General features: G+C 66.3%; 16 protein-coding genes and 2 tRNA genes. 17 read left to right on the top strand and 1 reads right to left on the bottom strand.

From position 1 onward, the window contains the following. Positions 1–296 precede the first annotated feature (296 nt). Complete coding sequence (locus KA419_20355) at positions 297–1,193, bottom strand: PDZ domain-containing protein (GenBank protein MBP7868286.1); 897 nt, start codon at positions 1,191–1,193, stop codon at positions 297–299. Positions 1,194–1,346: 153 nt separating this feature from the next. Between KA419_20355 and KA419_20350 the strand changes: the two genes are divergently transcribed. The 17 genes from KA419_20350 (at position 1,347) to KA419_20270 (ending at position 16,355) form a co-directional block, all read left to right on the top strand. After that, positions 1,347–1,424: transfer RNA gene (locus tag KA419_20350), tRNA-Pro, on the top strand. Positions 1,425–1,532: 108 nt separating this feature from the next. Beyond that, positions 1,533–1,808, top strand: coding sequence for an acylphosphatase (locus tag KA419_20345; GenBank protein MBP7868285.1), 276 nt, complete (start codon positions 1,533–1,535; stop codon positions 1,806–1,808). A gap of 2 nt (positions 1,809–1,810) precedes the next feature. Next, a complete protein-coding gene (locus KA419_20340) occupies positions 1,811–2,332 on the top strand; it encodes an adenine phosphoribosyltransferase (GenBank protein MBP7868284.1) in 522 nt (173 codons plus the stop codon). Positions 2,333–2,402: 70 nt separating this feature from the next. Beyond that, a tRNA-Arg gene (locus tag KA419_20335) sits at positions 2,403–2,476 on the top strand. Between the two features lie 88 nt (positions 2,477–2,564). Continuing rightward, entirely contained in the window at positions 2,565–3,290 is a 726-nt protein-coding gene (locus tag KA419_20330; protein ID MBP7868283.1) for a tetratricopeptide repeat protein, read from the top strand. A 58-nt stretch (positions 3,291–3,348) separates the two neighbouring features. Continuing rightward, a complete protein-coding gene (locus KA419_20325; GenBank protein MBP7868282.1) occupies positions 3,349–3,885 on the top strand; it encodes a DUF177 domain-containing protein in 537 nt (178 codons plus the stop codon). A gap of 25 nt (positions 3,886–3,910) precedes the next feature. Then, entirely contained in the window at positions 3,911–4,099 is a 189-nt protein-coding gene (gene rpmF / locus KA419_20320; GenBank protein MBP7868281.1) for a 50S ribosomal protein L32, read from the top strand. 31 nt (positions 4,100–4,130) lie between these two features. Continuing rightward, positions 4,131–5,159: a phosphate acyltransferase PlsX gene (gene plsX / locus KA419_20315; GenBank protein ID MBP7868280.1), complete on the top strand. Its 1,029-nt coding sequence runs from the start codon at positions 4,131–4,133 to the stop codon at positions 5,157–5,159. Between the two features lie 2 nt (positions 5,160–5,161). Continuing rightward, positions 5,162–6,328: an acyl-CoA dehydrogenase family protein gene (locus tag KA419_20310; GenBank protein ID MBP7868279.1), complete on the top strand. Its 1,167-nt coding sequence runs from the start codon at positions 5,162–5,164 to the stop codon at positions 6,326–6,328. Positions 6,329–6,337: 9 nt separating this feature from the next. Beyond that, positions 6,338–7,276 carry an ACP S-malonyltransferase gene (gene fabD / locus KA419_20305; protein ID MBP7868278.1) on the top strand — a complete coding sequence of 313 codons (939 nt, stop codon included), beginning with the start codon at positions 6,338–6,340 and terminating at the stop codon, positions 7,274–7,276. Between the two features lie 54 nt (positions 7,277–7,330). After that, complete coding sequence (gene fabG / locus KA419_20300) at positions 7,331–8,065, top strand: 3-oxoacyl-[acyl-carrier-protein] reductase (GenBank protein ID MBP7868277.1); 735 nt, start codon at positions 7,331–7,333, stop codon at positions 8,063–8,065. A gap of 29 nt (positions 8,066–8,094) precedes the next feature. Beyond that, a complete protein-coding gene (gene acpP / locus KA419_20295) occupies positions 8,095–8,334 on the top strand; it encodes an acyl carrier protein (protein MBP7868276.1) in 240 nt (79 codons plus the stop codon). Between the two features lie 57 nt (positions 8,335–8,391). Then, on the top strand, positions 8,392–9,633 hold the full coding sequence (gene fabF, locus KA419_20290) for a beta-ketoacyl-ACP synthase II (protein MBP7868275.1): 1,242 nt from the start codon (positions 8,392–8,394) through the stop codon (positions 9,631–9,633). A 16-nt stretch (positions 9,634–9,649) separates the two neighbouring features. Beyond that, positions 9,650–10,423 carry an electron transfer flavoprotein subunit beta/FixA family protein gene (locus KA419_20285; protein MBP7868274.1) on the top strand — a complete coding sequence of 258 codons (774 nt, stop codon included), beginning with the start codon at positions 9,650–9,652 and terminating at the stop codon, positions 10,421–10,423. Between the two features lie 11 nt (positions 10,424–10,434). Next, positions 10,435–11,403, top strand: a complete 969-nt coding sequence (locus tag KA419_20280; protein ID MBP7868273.1) for an electron transfer flavoprotein subunit alpha/FixB family protein — start codon at positions 10,435–10,437, stop codon at positions 11,401–11,403. 607 nt (positions 11,404–12,010) lie between these two features. Then, positions 12,011–13,300 carry a Glu/Leu/Phe/Val dehydrogenase gene (locus KA419_20275; GenBank protein MBP7868272.1) on the top strand — a complete coding sequence of 430 codons (1,290 nt, stop codon included), beginning with the start codon at positions 12,011–12,013 and terminating at the stop codon, positions 13,298–13,300. An 88-nt stretch (positions 13,301–13,388) separates the two neighbouring features. Further along, positions 13,389–16,355: a hypothetical protein gene (locus KA419_20270; protein ID MBP7868271.1), complete on the top strand. Its 2,967-nt coding sequence runs from the start codon at positions 13,389–13,391 to the stop codon at positions 16,353–16,355. The last annotated feature ends 122 nt before the right edge of the window (positions 16,356–16,477 follow it).

Genomic DNA, 16,477 nt, shown 5'->3' with positions numbered 1-16,477 from the left:
CCGCGGACGAAAGATCCCGAGAGGGGTGAAGAGAAAGATGAGTAAGTTTCCCATTCGCAATTCCAAAAGTAAAAAGCCGGTTCGAATCCTCGACTACTTGATCAGTATCCTTAAATGAGCAGTATTGAGCCTAAACCCCTGGAAAAAGATAGGCGGGGGAAGGGCCCCCGCCGCAAGGAGGTTCCGGTGCGGGTGGTCAGGCCGCCCCGGGGAGGTTGTGATAGTGAGGCATTGGGTGTCGAAACTCTCTTTTCCGGTCGTTGGCCGGGCGCCTCGGCCCGGGACGCGGACGGGATCTACAGTTTGGCCGGGCGCCGGGGCTTCTCGGGTTTCTCCGGTTTTTCCACCAGGGCCTTCAGGTCCAGGGTCTTGCCGTTGCGCACGACCTTCACGGCCGCTTCCTTGCCCTCGGCCTTGGCCAGGGCGTCCCGGATGTCGCCGGCGTCGGCGGTTTTCACCCCGTCCACGGAGACGATGACGTCGCCGGCCTTCAGCCCCGCCTTCTCGGCGCTTGATCCGGGCTGGACGGACTTGACGAGCAGGCCGCCGTCCGTCGCGCCGAAGAAGGCGGCGAGCTGGTCGTTGAGGGGCTCCACCTCGACCCCCAGCCGGGGCGAGCCCTCACGGTACCGGAAGATGCGGACGTCGCGGTCGGCGCCAGGCCCCTGGCCGCGGTGCCTGGGGGCGAACGCGTCCTCGTCGTCGCCGTACCACTCGAGCCCGGGGATCTCCACGTCCGGCGCCTCGGCCCCGGGCATGGGGAAGAAAAACCGCCGGGCCGCCTTCGGGGCCTCACCCTCGCCGATCTGGGCCTTGAGGGTGGTCTTGCCGGTATCCCGGACCACGTCGAGCCGCACGGTGCGCCCCGGCGCCGTCTGGGAGACCAGGCCCCGGAAATGGGCGACGCCCAGAACGGGGATCCCGGCGTAGTGGGTGACGATGTCGCCGTCCTTGAGGCCGGCCTTTAACGCGGGGCTGTCCTCCATCACCTTGACGATGGCCACGCCCGGTTGGTCGGGTTCGGTCATCCCGGCCATCTCATCCGCCTTCAGTTCGCGGATCTGGACCCCCAGCCAGCCGGCGCCGCCGGTTTCCCTTTGCATCTTGACGACCACCGGGCCCTCGTCCTGGGCAATGATCACGGCGGACGCCGCGAGAACGAACCCTGCGAAGATCACGATGAAGCGTTTCATGGCGCTGTCCTCCCGACAAAATTCAAACAACCCCTAACACGACGAAAGGGCCTGCAGGTTCCACCGAAAACCGGGGAGGCGGCAGTTTTTTTCCCCGGGGGTCAATTTGGGATTGACACGGGGCGTGGTCGTCGTGTATCCTTCGCCTCTTTTCGGGGCGTGGCTCAGTCTGGCTAGAGCGCACGGTTCGGGACCGTGAAGTCGGAGGTTCAAATCCTCTCGCCCCGACCATCATTCAACGAAAGCCCGCGGCAACCTGCCGCGGGCTTTCCGTCAGTGCCGTCTTTTCCCTCCGTCCGCCGGGCGGGCGAACGAAGGTACCAGTCCAGAGGCCCTTCCATGATCACACGGCGGTATCGGGTTCGGGGGATTGTCCAGGGCGTGGGATTCCGATACTTCGTCCTGTACCGCGCGCGCGCCCTCGGGGTCTGCGGCTGGGTCCGGAACCTGGACGACGGGTGCGTGGAGGTCCTGGCCCAGGGCGGGCCCGATGCCCTCTGTGCACTGGAGGGCCTCCTGCGGGAAGGCCCGCGCCACGCATCGGTCGCGGGGGTGACCGCGGAGACGGTGGACGACGGCGGGGAGACCTTTCACACCTTTTCGATCGAGGACTGAACATGGAACATTTGAAGAAGATCATCCGCGAGATCCCGGACTTCCCGAAGCCCGGCATCCTTTTCTATGACATCACCACGCTGCTGGCGAACGGTCCGGCCTTCTCGGAGGTGATCCGGACCTTCGTGAACCGCTACGGCCCGGCCCGGATCGATTCCGTCGTCGGGATCGAGGCCCGGGGCTTCATCTTCGCCTCGGCCGTGGCCTACGGGCTGGGGGCCGGGTTCGTTCCGGTCCGCAAGCCGAAGAAGCTTCCCTGGAAGACCGTCAGCCGCAGCTACGCCCTGGAGTACGGCACCGATGCCCTGGAGATGCACGAGGACGCGGTCCGCCCCGGCCACCGGGTCCTCCTCGTCGACGACCTCATCGCCACGGGCGGGACGGCGCGGGCCGTGGCGGAGATGGTGACCTCCCAGGGCGGCACGCTGGTGGAGGCCGGTTTCGTCGTGGAACTCGAGTTCCTCCGGGGGCGGGACGCCCTGGCTGGCCTGGACGTGTTCTCGATCCTCAAGTACCAGGCTTGAGGGTTTGGGGTTGACAAACCCGTCGGTTCATGCTAAAAGGCCTGATTTGTTCTTTGGATCGTTCGGGATTGCGCCTGTAGCTCAGCAGGATAGAGCACTGGATTCCTAATCCGGGGGTCGTGGGTTCGAATCCCGCCAGGCGTATGATTAAACGGAAGATACTATCGGTCATCGGGTGAATATCGTGGGCAAACGCTTAACTCGGAAAGAGATCAAGAAGACGGACCCTGTGATGGAGCAGTTGCTCTCCATCTGGACTTACCTCAACACGCACCAGAAACTGCTGCTGTACCTCGGCATCGGGGTCGTGGCGGTGGTGCTGGGGTACTACGGGTACCAGTTGGTGGCCTCGCGCAGCGCCATGGCGAGGACCGCGGCCCTCAACAAGGCCCTCGAGGCTTACTCCTCGGTGGACGCCGGCAACCCGGGAGAGAAGCCGCCGACCCCCGAGGAGATCAACGCCAAGCTGAACGCGGCCCTCAAGGCCCTGGACCAGGTGGCGCGGGATTACCCGTCCTCTCCCGAGGGCCTGAGCGCGACCATCCTGAAGGCCTCCTGCCTGCGGCGGCTGGGCAAGCTCCCGGAGGCGGAAGCCGAACTGCGCAAGGTCATCGAGCGGACCGGCGAGGACCAGACCCGGCAGGTGGCCCGGATGTCCCTGGCCGAGACCCTCCGGCTTCAGAAGAAATACGACGATGCCGTACGGGTCTACGACGAGTTGGGCAAAGAGCCCCGCCTGATCGTCAGCAAGGAGAACCTGCTCCTGGACAAGGCCCAGACGCTCGAGGAAGCCGGCAAGCTGGAGGTCGCCTACTCGATCCTCAGCGGCCTGGTCCAGAGCCTCGAAAAGGTCAAGCCCGAAGACGAGGAGGGCCCCGCGGTCAGCCTCGACGACGTCCGGGCCCGGCTGGAAAGCCTGAAGACCAAGATGCTGGAGAAGGGGATCAAGATTTCCTGATCCCGCGGTCACGAGTCCGATTTCCCGGGGCGCCTGGCGCCCCGTTCTGGATTTGATGATGTTTGTCGATATTTCAAAGCTCGAAACAGGGACGACACGGGTCGAGCGGACCTTCACCGCGGAAGGTCTCGATTTCGACTACCGTGAATGCCGTTTGGCCGGGGAATGGACCCTGACGGCGGACGTGGCGAAGAACTCCCGGGACGAAGTGGTCATCAAGGCCCGCGTCCGGGGTTCCGTGGACGCGCCGTGCGACCGTTGCCTGGAGACGTTCCCGATCGCCCTGGACCACCGTTTCGAGACGTACCTGGTCCCGGCCGCCCGCGTCGCGGGTCACGGCAAGGAAGTGGAAGTCACCCGCGAGAACGCGGACGAGGTCTTTTACGCCGACCCCCGAATTTCCCTCGCGGACATGGTGGTGGAGCAGGTCATGCTGGCCCTGCCCGCCAAGCTCCTGTGCCGGGAGAACTGCGCGGGGCTCTGCCCCGGCTGCGGCGAGAACCTCAACGCCGGGCCCTGCGCGTGTGCCGCCGACGGGGGCGACCCCCGGCTGCTCCTGATCCGGGAAATGCGGAAACGCATGAAAGAGAAATAATCCGAAGAACCCCAAGGAGTCGATCATGGCCCATCCGAAGCGACGTCATTCCCATGCGCGCACCCATCGTCGGCGCGCCCATGACGCCATCAAGGCGAAGAGCCTCTCCCTCTGCCCCCAGTGCAAGGAGATGAAGATGCCCCACCGCGTGTGTCCGCACTGCGGGTTCTACCGCGGGAAGATGGTCGTCGAGCCCAAGGAACAGACCCAGTAAGCCGCGCCGGAGGGGCGACATGTCGAAGCCGATCTTTCGGGCGGCCGTGGATGCCATGGGCTGCGACGATCACCCGCTGCCGGAAGTGCAGGGGGTGATCCAGGCGCTCAAGCAGTATGCCGGCCTGAAGGTTATCCTGGTGGGGAACCAGTCCGCCATCGGGAAAAACCTGGAAAAATTCGAAACCAAGGGCCTCGATCTCGAGATCGTCCACACGGACGAGTTCATCAGCATGACGGAGCACCCGGTCAACGCCATCCGCAAGAAGAAGCGGGCGTCGATGAAGCTCGCGATGGAGCTGGTTCGCGACGGTCAGGCGGACGGGTTCGTCTCCGCGGGGAACACCGGCGCCTGCATGGCCCTGGCGAAGCTGCTCTTCAACACCTGTCAGGGCGTCGACCGGCCGGCCCTCGCCACGGCCATCCCCACCATCAAGGGCACCACGCTGATCATCGACGTCGGCGCCAACGTCGACTGCAAATCCCTCCATCTCGAGCAGTTCGCCATCATGGGCCAGATCTACGCCAAGCTCATCTTCGGCATCGAGAACCCGCGCGTGGCGCTGCTGTCCATCGGGGAGGAGGAGATCAAGGGGAACGAGCTCATCAAGGAAGTCCACCAGACCCTCAAGAAAACCACCCTCAACTTCACGGGGAACATCGAGGGGAAGGACGTCTACACCGGCGACACCGACGTGGTGGTCTGCGACGGGTTCACCGGCAACGTCGCCCTGAAGATCAGCGAGGGGGTCATCGCCGCGGTGCTCCACCTCCTGCGGGCGGAACTGTCCCGGAACCTCAAGTCCAAGATGGGGGCCATGCTGAGCAGGTCCGCCTTCCGCAACCTTAAAAAGAAAATCGATTACTCCGAGTACGGCGGCGCGCCCCTCCTGGGGGTCAAGCGCCCCGTCATCATCTGCCACGGCCGCTCCAACGCCAACGCCATCAAGAACGCCGTCCGCTACTGCAGGGAACTGCACCTCACCGACGTTCCGCGGAAGATCGAGGAGGACGTCCAGATGTTCATGAAAGCTCGCCAATTCAGACAGGAAGAGGTTTGACCATGTGGGATTATTTTCTGACGGAAGAACAGAAGGAGATCCGGGACCTGGCACGCCGCATCGCCGAGGAGAAGATCGTGCCCATCCGCGCCGAACTCGACGAGAAGGAGGAGTTCCCCTGGGAGATCGTCAAGATCCTGGCGGACGCCGGCCTTTTCGGCGTGTACATCCCCGAGGCGTACGGCGGCCTGGGGATGGGGATCACGGAACTCTGCCTGGTGACCGAGGAACTCTCCAAGGCCTGCGGCGGCGTGGCGGTCAGCTACGCGGCCTGCGGGCTCGGCTCCTACCCCATCCTGCTGATGGGTTCCGAGGAGCAGAAGAAGAAATACCTGCCCATGGTGGCCTCGGGTGAGAAGCTGGCGGCGTTCTGCATCACCGAGAGCGGTGCGGGGTCCGATGCCGGCAGCATCAAGACCACGGCCCGCAAGGACGGCGACTTCTACTACCTCAACGGCGTCAAGCAGTGGATCACCAACGGCACGGTGGCGGACATCTACACCGTCATCGCCCTCACCGACAAGTCCAAGGGCGCCCGCGGCGCCTCCGCCTTCATCGTGGAGAAGGGTTTCGACGGGCTCTCGTTCGGGAAGAAGGAGAAGAAGCTCGGCATCCGGACCTCCAGCACCACCGAGGTGGTCTTCGACGACTGCAAGGTGCCCCGCGCCAACCTGATCGCGCGGGAGGGGATGGGTTTCATCGTGGCCATGAAGACCTTCGATTACACCCGTCCCGGCGTGGCCTCCCAGGCCCTGGGGATCGCCGAGGGCGCCTTCGAGTACGCCCTCCAGTACGCCCACACCCGCAAGCAGTTCGACAAGCCCATCAGCTCCTTCCAGGCCGTGGCCCACCTGCTGGCCGACATGGGCACCCGGATCGAGTCGGTTCGGACCCTGATCTACAGCGCCGCGAAGATGGTGGACGGCGGCTGCACCGAGGGGATGTCCAAGATCTCCTCCATGTGCAAGCTCCTGGCCTCCGACATCGCCATGCAGGTGACCACCGACGCCATCCAGATCCTGGGCGGCTACGGTTACATGCGCGACTACCCGGTGGAGAAAATGTTCCGCGACGCCAAGATCACCCAGATCTACGAGGGCACCAACCAGATCCAGCGCAACGTCATCGCCTCGGAGCTGATCCGGGAAGTGATCCAGAAGAAACGCTAGGAGGTCGAGATGGGCAAGATCGCATTCCTGTTCCCCGGTCAGGCCTCCCAGTACCCCGGCATGGGGAAGGACGTGTTCGACCGCTTCCCCGCTTCCGCGGAGGTGTTCAAGCGCGCGGACGCCGCCCTCGGTTTCTCCCTGTCGGGCCTGTGCTTCGGGGGCACCGAGGAGGAGTTGAAACTGACGGAGAACACCCAGCCCGCCATCCTCACCGTGAGCGTGGCCGTCCTACAGGCCGTCGCGGCGAAGGGGATCGTCCCCGACTTCGTGGCCGGCCACAGCCTGGGCGAGTACTCGGCCCTGGTGGCCGCCGGCTCGCTCAGTTTCGAGGACGCGGTGAGGACGGTGCGCAACCGCGGCCGCTACATGCAGGAGGCCGTTCCCGTGGGGATGGGCGCCATGGCCGCCGTGATGGGCGCCGACCTGGCCCTCGTGGCGTCCCTCTGTGACGAGGTACGGGGGGACCAGGTCCTGTCGGCCGCCAACATCAACTGCCCGGGGCAGATCGTCATCGCGGGGCACCGCGAGGCCGTGGAGCGGGCCGTCGAGGCCGCGCCCGGCAAGGGGGCCGGCAAGGTCGTGCTCCTCCCCGTGAGCGCCCCCTTCCACTGCGCCCTGATGCAGCCCGCCGCGGACCGGCTGGCGGCGGACCTGAAGGCCCTGGCTTTCGCCGACCTTCGGGTCCCGCTGGTGAACAACGTGGACGGCCGGGTGATCCGCGGCGCCGAGGAGGCCCGGGACGGCCTGGTCCGCCAGGTGGTGGGCAGCGTCCTGTGGCAGAAGACCATCGAACTCCTGATGGCCGAGGGGGTCGAGACCTTCGTGGAGATCGGCCCCCGGAACGTGCTGGCCGGGATGGTGAAGAAAATCAACCGACGGGCCGCCGTTTACCCCGTGGAGAAACTCGACGAGGTCGAGGAACTCGCGGCGAAGATCCAGGGCGCCTGAGCGCCCGGCCGGGACGCCCCCGCGGGCGGCGGGACCGGCGGAGGAGAGTGAAAGATGGACAAGATGACCGTGATCGTGACCGGGGGCGCCCAGGGGATCGGGGCAGCCTGCGTGAAGGCCTTCCTGGGCGCCGGGTGGAACGTCGCCGTCTGCGACATCAACGAGGAGAGCGGGTCCGCCTTCGTGGCGGGGCTCGGCGTGGCGGCCGACCGGGCCCGTTTCTACCGGATGGACGTCACTTCCGAGAGCGGGGTGACCGAGGTCGTGGGGCGTGCGGCCGCCGACTTCGGCAGCGTGGACGCCCTGGTGAACAACGCGGGGATCACCCAGGACGGGCTCTTTCTTCGGATGAAGCCCGAGCAGTGGCACCGGGTCCTCAACGTCAACCTGACCGGCGCCTTCAACTGCGCCCGGGCGGTGGTTCCCCTCATGGTCCGGAAACGTTTCGGGCGCATCATAAACATGGCGTCCGTGGTGGGCGAGATGGGCAACGCCGGGCAGGCCAACTACTGCGCCTCAAAAGCGGGGTTGATCGGCTTCACCAAGTCCCTCGCCAAGGAGCTGGGCTCCCGCAACATCACGGTCAACGCCGTGGCGCCGGGTTACGTGGAGACGGAGATGACCCGCGCCCTGGACGAGAAGGCGCGGCAGGAATTCCTGCGCATCATCCCCCTGCAGCGGCCGGCGACCCCCGAGGACATCGCCGGCGCCGTTCTGTTCCTGGCCGGGGAGAGCGCTTCCTACATCACCGGGCACGTCCTGGACGTGAACGGTGGCATGTACATGTAAATCAATAAATTCACATAATGGAGGAACCAATGGCGATCGAAGAAAAAGTCAAGGAAATCATCATGGAACGCCTGAACGTCAGCGAGGAAGACATCGTCGCCGACGCCAAGTTCATCGAGGACCTGGGGGCCGACTCCCTGGACACCGTGGAACTGGTCATGGCCTTCGAGGACGGCTTCGGGATCGAGATCCCCGACGAGGACGCCGAGAAGATCACGACGGTCCAGAACGCCATCGACTACATCCGGGAGAAAGCCGGCGACAAGTAGTGGGAACGGACGAGGGGGCTTCGGCCCACTCCGGACATTTCTGAAAAGGAGCTTGCCTTGAAACGAAGAGTTGTGGTCACAGGGATAGGTATGGTCTCCGCTCTGGGGACGGGGACGGAGAAGACGTGGAACAATCTTCTCGCGGGGGTCAGTGGCGCCGACACCATCACGGCGTTCGACGTGAACGAGTACCCGGTGAAATTCGCCTGCGCGATCAAGGATTTCAACCCGGAAGAGTTCATGGACAAGAAGGAGGTTCGGAAGTTCGACCGCTTCATCCATCTTGCCCTTGCCGCGTCCGAGTTCGCGATCAAGATGGCGGGCCTCGACATGGAGAAGGTGGACCGGGAGCGGGTGGGGGTATACATCGGTTCCGGAATCGGCGGGTTCTCCACCATCGAGCAGGAGCACGAGAAACTCCTGAAGTTCGGTCCCCGCCGCATATCGCCCTACTTCATCCCCGCGGCCATCATCAACCTCGCCACGGGAATGGTTTCCATGCGATACGGGGCCAAGGGACCCAACTGCGCCTCCTGCACGGCGTGCGCCACCTCGTCCCACTCGCTGGGCGACTCCTTCAAGATCATCCAGCGCGGCGACGCCGACGTGATGATCACCGGCGGCAGCGAAGCGGCCATCACCCCCATGGGCATCGGCGGGTTCGCCGCCATGCGGGCGCTGTCCACGCGCAACGACAACCCCAAGGCCGCCAGCCGGCCCTTCGACGCCGGGCGGGACGGGTTCGTGGTGGGCGAGGGCGCGGGGGTCATGGTGTTCGAGGAACTCGCGCACGCCAAGGCCCGGGGTGCCACCATCTACGGCGAGGTGATCGGCTACGGCATGACCAGCGACGCCTACCACATCACGGCGCCGCCGCCCGACGCCGACGGCGCCCGCCGGGGGATGGAGATCGCCCTGCGCGACGGCGGCGTCCGGCCGGAGGACGTGGACTACATCAACGCCCACGGGACCTCCACCGAGTTCAACGACAAGCTGGAGACGCTGGCCATCAAGCGCGTCTTCGGGGAACACGCCTACAAACTGAGCATCAGCTCCACCAAGTCCATGCACGGGCACCTGCTGGGCGCGGCCGGCGGGATGGAGGGCGCCGTCACGGTGCTGGCCCTCCACCACCAGGTCATCCCGCCCACCATCAACTACGAGACGCCGGACCCCGAGTGCGACCTGAACTACACGCCGAACGAAGCGAAGAAGATGGACATCCGCTACGCCCTCTCCAACTCGTTCGGGTTCGGCGGGACCAACGCGGTGCTGCTGTTCAAGCGCTACACCGAATAGGCCCGGGAGGAAGACCATGAAGATCGTCGTCTGCATGAAGACCGTGGCCGACACCGAAACCCGCGTCAAGCCGGCACCGGACGGCTGCTCCGTCTCCCAGGAGGGCGTGAATTTCATCATGAGCCCCTACGACGAGTTCGCCGTCGAGGAGGCGCTCAAGCTCCGGGAGAAACTCGGGGCCGGGGAGATCGTCATCGTCTCCGCCGGCGGGCCCGAGTGCGAGAAGACGCTTCGCGGGGGGCTGGCCCTCGGCGTCGACCGGGCCGTGTGGGTCCAGGATCCCGCCTTCGCCCGCGCCGAGCCCTTCTACACGGCCCGGGTCCTGGCGGAGGTCGTCAAGGCCGAGGCCGCCGACCTGGTGCTCTTCGGCAAACAGGGCGTGGGCCAGGACTTCGGCCAGGTCCCGGCCCTCGTGGCCGAACTGTTAGGCCTGCCCTGCGCCAACGTGGCGGTGGGGGTCGAGGTCGGCGACGGCCGGCTGACGGTCCACCGCGAGATCGACGGCGGCGAGGAGGTCGTGGAGTGCGCTCTGCCCGCCGTCGTGTCCGCCCAGAAGGGGCTGAATTCGCCCCGCTACGCCTCCATGAAGGGAATCCTCACGGCCAAGAAGAAAGCCATCGAGACCCGCTCCGCCGCCGATCTCGGCGTCGGCGCCGTCGAGGGTTCCTGGTCGGTTGAGAAAGTGGAACTGCCCCCGGCCCGCCCGGCGGGCCGCCTGGTCCCCGGCGAACCGGAGCAGCAGGTTCGGGACCTGGTCCAGCTTCTCCGGACCGAAGCGAAAGTGCTGTGAGGGAGGCGCAAATGGGTAACGGATTTCTCGTCTGCATTGAAAATCGGAACGGAAAGATACGGAAAGCCTCACTGGAGGCCCTCTCCACGGCCCGCCGCCTGGCGGACGCCCTGGGGGCCCCCGTGGCCGCGGCCGTCTTCGGCGGGCCCGCCGTTGTGGAACCGTTGAAGGCCTTCGGGCCGGACAGCATCCACGCCGTCGAGATCCAGGCGCCCGGCACCGCCCGGGAAGCTTTCATCGACGGCCTGGAACGGCTGGTGAAGTCCACCGGCGCGGCGTTCGTACTGGCCGGCGCCACCGCCTCCGGCCGGGACCTTCTGCCCGGCGTGGCGGCCCGATTCGGCCGCTCCGTGGTGCAGGACGTCACCGAGATCGCCCCCGAGGGCGGCACCCTCCGCATCAAGCGGCCCATCTACGCCGGCAAGGCCAGCGAAACCGTGCGGGTCACCGCCTGCCCGGCCTTCGTGACCCTTCGGCCCAACGTGTTCGAACTGTCGGAGAAACCCGGCAGCCCGAACGTGGTGGCCACCACCGACACCGTGGACGCCGCGCGGCTCCTCACCCTGGTGAAGGAGATCAAGGAAAGTTCCGGGGGGAAGGTGGAACTCACCGAGGCCTCCGTGATCGTGTCCGGCGGCCGCGGCATCAAGGACGCCGAGAACTACCGGCTGATCGAGGAACTGGCGGACGTGCTGGGCGCGGCCGCGGGCGCCTCCCGCGCCGTGGTGGACGCCGGCTGGGTGGACCACCCGCACCAGGTGGGCCAGACCGGCAAGACCGTCTCCCCGCAGCTCTACATCGCCGTGGGGATCTCCGGCGCCATCCAGCACCTGGCGGGGATGTCCTCGTCCAAGGTGATCGTGGCCATCAACAAGGACCCCGAGGCCCCCATCTTCAAGGTGGCCAACTACGGCATCGTCGGCGACCTCTTCAAGGTCGTCCCCCTGCTCACCCAGGAGCTGAAGCGGGTCCTGCAGTGAACCCTCGGGTCCCCTCGCCGGAGGGGACCCGTTGATCCTCTCGCCAGGGAGGATCCGTATGTCCCCTCGCCGAGGGGACCAAATTCTCCCCTCCCCGGAGGGGATTTTTTTTTCGGGGACGCCGCGATGGACTTGATATGGCTCAGCCTGTCAGCGGGTTGCATGATCGTGTTGAGGATCTGCCGCCGACCGCTTCCTGCATTGTGGCAAAAGTGATGAATGTCGTGGGATAACCCCGTGTGCGCCGTGCCCCTGTGAGAGAAAGGGACTTGTTGCGAACGCATCAATTTTCGTGATCCGAAGGGATGCGGGAGGCGGAATACGGTTTTCCCGGCTTCTTTATAGCCTGGCGGATTGTCGTCGTTCAACCCCCCTGGCCGACCGTCCCCGTCCCCGTAGGGGACGAACATTTGTAGCACCGCCGCCGCCCGACGCCCCGGGTTTCCGGACCGACGCCTTTTTCATTGAACCGGTTCGCTTCCGGTGGTAAAGTTGTGGGGCACGTTCGGCTTTGACAAGGAATGTTCCCGGGAAACCATCAAGATATCAGGAACATTGCCCCCGGCGCCCTGCCGGGGCGCATCATCTTACGAGAGGGAGCGAACTCATGAGCGACGACCAATCCTTCAACGCCTTCGACATGGCCCAGCAGCAGTTCGACGCCGTCGCCGAACAGCTGGGCCTGGACCAGACGACGCGGGACTTCCTGCGCACCCCCATGCGGGAGTACCAGTTCACCATCCCCGTGTGGATGGACGACGGGACCATCAAGATCTTCCAGGGCTTCCGCGTTCAGCACAACGACTCCCGGGGCCCGTGCAAGGGCGGGATCCGCTTCCACCCCCAGGAGACGGTGGACACCGTTCGGGCGCTGGCCATGTGGATGACCTGGAAGTGCGCGGTGGTGGACATCCCCCTGGGCGGCGGCAAGGGCGGCGTGATCTGCGACCCCCACCACCTCTCCCAGCGGGAGCAGGAGGGGATCTGCCGCGGGTGGGTCCGCCAGGTGGCCTACAACGTGGGCCCGCTGCAGGACGTCCCCGCGCCCGACGTCATGACCAACCCCCAGCACATGGTCTGGATGCTGGACGAGTTCGAGCGCATCCACAACCGCAAGCTCCCCGGCTTCATCACGGGGAAGCCCGTCGGCCTGGGCGGTTCCCTGGGGCGGACGGAGGCCACCGGTTACGGCATCATCTTCATGCTCCGGGAGGCCCTGGCGGAGAAGGGGGTCGATATCCGGTCCACGAAGGCCTCCTTCCAGGGTTTCGGCAATGTCTCCCAGTACGCCATCAAGCTTTACAAGGAGTACGGCGGCACCCCCGTCTGCGTCTCCTGCTGGGACCAGGCGGAGAACACCTCCTACGCCTTTCGCAAGTACAAGGGGATCGACCTCGCCGAGCTGCTGCGCATCACCGACCGTTTCGGCGGCATCGACAAGAACAAGGCCGAGAGCCTCGGTTACGACGTGCTGCCCGGCGAGGAGTGGATGTCCCAGGACGTGGACATCCTGATCCCCGCGGCGCTGGAGAACCAGATCACCAAGGACAACGTCGGCAGGATCAGCCCCAAGGTCACCGTGATGGTGGAAGGCGCCAACGGCCCCACCACCCTCGAGGCGGACGCCGTCCTGAAAAACCGCGGCATCTTCCTGATCCCCGACTTCCTGGCCAACTCGGGGGGGGTCACCTGCTCCTACTTCGAGCAGGTCCAGTGCAACCAGAACTACTTCTGGACCCGGGACGAGGTCCTCGGGAAGCTGGACACCCAGTTGACCGACGCCTTCCTCAAGGTCTCGGCGCTGGCCCGCGAGAGCAGCGTCTACATGCGGGACGCCGCCTACATGATCGCCATCCAGCGCGTGGCGGAGGCCTGCAAGATGCGCGGCTGGGTCTAGACGCCCCGCGGCGCGCCCGTGCCGAGCCGGCGGGGCGGTTCCCGGCGGGGAGCCGCCCCGGTCGTCCCACCCCCGACCGAGGAACCCCATGACCCCAACGAAACCCACCGAACTGATGGAGGAGTTTTACCCCTCGCGCCTGCAGGCCCTCATGCCCTTCAAGGTGCGGAAGGTCCTGCTGATCTCCAGCCTCTACGACGCCTTCATGATGGAGGAGGACGGCCGCCTCGCCGACCTGCTGGCCCGGACCTACAAGCAGCAGGACCTCGGCTACGTCCCGTCCATCTACCGGGCCTCGGGCGGGCAGGCCGCCCTGGAGATGCTCCGGGAGGACGCCTACGACCTGGCGGTCACCCTGCAGCGCCTGGGGGACATGGACCCCTTCACCTTCGGGCGCGAGGCCAAGGCCCTCCGGCCCGGCCTGCCGGTGGTGGTCCTCGCGTACAACACGCCGGAGCTGCCCCGCATCCTGGAGCGGGCGGACCGGGAGACCGTGGACCGCGTCTTCGTCTGGCAGGGGGACGGCAAGATCCTGGCGGGCATCATCCAGTACGCCGAGGACCTGCGCAACGCCGCGCCCGACACCGCCGCCGCGGGGATCCAGAACCTGCTGGTGGTGGAGGACTCCGTCCACTTCTACTCCGCCTACCTCCCCGTCCTCTTCGAGGAACTGTGGGACCAGACGGACCGGATCCTGCGGGAGGACCTCACCCACACCCTCCGGAGCCTCCGGCAGCGGGCCCGCCCCAAGGTCCACCTGGCGGTGAACTGGGAGGAGGCGGTGGAGGTCCTGGACCGCTTCCGGGGGAAGGTCCTGGGGGTGGTCACCGACGTGCGCTACCCCCGGGGCGGGGTGGAGGACCCGGGTGCGGGGATCGACCTGGTGAGGCTCATCCGGGCGCGGGACCCCTGGATGCCCGTCCTGATCCAGTCCAGCGAGCCCGATCGCCGGGCCGTCGCCGAGGAGTTGGGCGTGGGGCTCCTGGACAAGTCCTCCCGGACCCTGGTGGCCGACTTCCGGCGGTACCTCCAGGACCGCTTCGGCTTCGGCGACCTGGTCTTCCACGCCGACGGCGGCGCCGAGGTCGCCCGGGCGGCCAACCTCCCCGGCCTCTTGCGCATCCTGGAATCGGTGCCCGGGGAGGCCGTGCTGCGGTCCGTCCGGACCGGCGAGCTGCGCCGCTGGCTGTTGGCCCGTACCGAGTTCGAGATGGCGGAACGGGTCGCCGGCCTCGACGCCGCCTCCGCGGAGACGCCGAAGCAGGTCCGCGGCCTGGTCAAGGAAGGGCTGGAGGAGGTCCGGCGCGCCTTCCTGCGAGGCGGGATCGCCCCCTTCTCCCGGGAGCTGCTCGGGACCTCCTGCCGCTTCATGAAGCTGGGCGGCGGCTCCATCGGCGGGAAGGGCCGCGGGCTGGCCTTCATCGACCGGGTCCTGGCCAACGTCCTGGAGAAGGACCGGTTCCCGGGCGTCGACCTGGCCATCCCCCGCACCCTGGTGCTGGGGACCGACGTCTTCGACCGGTTCATCGAGGAGAACAATCTCCGGGGCCTGGCCACCGGCGACGCCTCCGACCGGCAGATCGCCAGCGCCTTCATCCGGGCCGACTTCCCGTCCACCCTGGTGGGGGACCTCCGCTACTTCGCCAACAGCACCCACCTCCCCCTGGCCGCCCGCTCGTCCAGCCTCCTGGAGGATGCCCTCTACCAGCCCTTCGCCGGGATCTACTGCACCAAGATGATCCCCAACCACCACATGGACGCCGACAAGCGCTTCAAGGACCTGGCCAACGCCATCAAGCTGGTCTGGGCGTCCACCTTCTTCCGGAAGGCCAAGGCCTACATCGAGTCCACCAACCACCGCATCGAGGAGGAGAAGATGGCGGTGGTGATCCAGGAGGTGGTGGGCCGCCGTCACGGCCATCATTACTACCCCGACTTCTCCGGCGTGGCCTGCTCCTGGAACTACTACCCGGCGGGGCACGCGAAACCCGAGGACGGCCAGGCCAACGTGGCCCTGGGCCTGGGGAAGATGGTGGTGGACGGCGGCGTCGCCCTGCGCTTCGCGCCGCCCTACCCCCACATCCTCCCGCAATTCGGCACCATCGACGAGATGTTCGAGAACGGCCAGAAGGAGTTCTACGCCGTCAACCTAAAGCCGGCCGCCACCTCGGCCTACGACGACGAGGACCAGTTCCTCGTGAAACTCCCGGTGAAGCAGGCGGAACAGGACGGGGTCCTGACCCACCTGGCGTCCACCTGGATGCCCGACGACCAGCGCTTCTACGACGGCATCGCCGGGCCCGGCCCCAAGGTGGTCACCTTCGCCCCCGTGCTGAAGATGAACGTCTTCCCGCTGTCCGACATCCTCTCCTTCCTGCTGAAAACGGCGGAGGACGCCATGGGCTGCCCCATCGAGACCGAGTTCGCCGTGGTCATGGACCCCGACAAGGGGCTCCCCGCCCAGTACGGCTTCCTCCAGGTCCGCCCCATGGTGGTCAGCGACGAGCTGGTCACCGTGGACCTGGGGGAGGCGGACCCGGAGCGCACGCTCTGCTGGTCGCACCAGGTGCTGGGGAACGGGGTGTACAAGGGAATCCGGGACCTGGTCTACGTCAAGCCGTCCGTCTTCAGCGCCGCGAAGACGCCCGACATCGCCCGGCAGGTGGACCGCTTCAACGCCGCCTTCAAGGCCGAAGACCGCCCGTACGTCCTCGTCGGCCCCGGCCGGTGGGGCTCGTCGGACCCGTGGTTGGGCGTACCGGTGCACTGGGGGCAGATCAGCGCGGTGAAGGTCATCGTGGAGACCGCCATCCCCACCATGAACGTGGACCCGTCCCAGGGCTCCCACTTCTTCCAGAACATGACCTCGCTGCGGGTAGGCTACTTCACCATCCCCCTCAACCGCCACGAGGCCGACTTCCACTGGGACAGACTCGACGCCCTCCCCGCCGCCGGCGAGTCCGAGCACCTCCGCCACGTCCGCTTCGAGGAGCCGCTGGAGATCCGCATCGACGGCCGCTCGGGCGACGGGGTGATCGTGCTGCCGTCAGTGTAGGCTGTAGTCCCTACGAAGTAAGATCTTTGGCAAAATGAGCAAGATTTGAGATCATCGGTGGGCTCCCACCGCTTTCAGAGCGGGGAAACCCGATGCGGGGACGGAGGAGGGAATCCCGGCAG

This window comes from Acidobacteriota bacterium (assembly GCA_018001935.1).
In the GTDB taxonomy this organism is placed as follows: Bacteria; Acidobacteriota; JAAYUB01; order JAAYUB01; family JAAYUB01; genus JAGNHB01.
Note: the sequence above shows the minus strand (reverse complement) of the source record. Positions and strands in the feature narration are given on the sequence as shown.

Bases quoted from the DNA above. Each gene is read 5' to 3' on its own strand.
- KA419_20355 (MBP7868286.1), bottom strand. From the start codon at position 1,193: ATGAAACGCTTCATCGTGATCTTCGCAGGGTTCGTTCTCGCGGCGTCC.
- KA419_20345 (MBP7868285.1), top strand. From the start codon at position 1,533: ATGATCACACGGCGGTATCGGGTTCGGGGGATTGTCCAGGGCGTGGGA.
- KA419_20340 (MBP7868284.1), top strand. From the start codon at position 1,811: ATGGAACATTTGAAGAAGATCATCCGCGAGATCCCGGACTTCCCGAAG.
- KA419_20330 (MBP7868283.1), top strand. From the start codon at position 2,565: ATGGAGCAGTTGCTCTCCATCTGGACTTACCTCAACACGCACCAGAAA.
- KA419_20325 (MBP7868282.1), top strand. From the start codon at position 3,349: ATGTTTGTCGATATTTCAAAGCTCGAAACAGGGACGACACGGGTCGAG.
- rpmF (MBP7868281.1), top strand. From the start codon at position 3,911: ATGGCCCATCCGAAGCGACGTCATTCCCATGCGCGCACCCATCGTCGG.
- KA419_20310 (MBP7868279.1), top strand. From the start codon at position 5,162: ATGTGGGATTATTTTCTGACGGAAGAACAGAAGGAGATCCGGGACCTG.
- fabD (MBP7868278.1), top strand. From the start codon at position 6,338: ATGGGCAAGATCGCATTCCTGTTCCCCGGTCAGGCCTCCCAGTACCCC.
- fabG (MBP7868277.1), top strand. From the start codon at position 7,331: ATGGACAAGATGACCGTGATCGTGACCGGGGGCGCCCAGGGGATCGGG.
- acpP (MBP7868276.1), top strand. From the start codon at position 8,095: ATGGCGATCGAAGAAAAAGTCAAGGAAATCATCATGGAACGCCTGAAC.
- KA419_20285 (MBP7868274.1), top strand. From the start codon at position 9,650: ATGAAGATCGTCGTCTGCATGAAGACCGTGGCCGACACCGAAACCCGC.
- KA419_20280 (MBP7868273.1), top strand. From the start codon at position 10,435: ATGGGTAACGGATTTCTCGTCTGCATTGAAAATCGGAACGGAAAGATA.
- KA419_20275 (MBP7868272.1), top strand. From the start codon at position 12,011: ATGAGCGACGACCAATCCTTCAACGCCTTCGACATGGCCCAGCAGCAG.
- KA419_20270 (MBP7868271.1), top strand. From the start codon at position 13,389: ATGACCCCAACGAAACCCACCGAACTGATGGAGGAGTTTTACCCCTCG.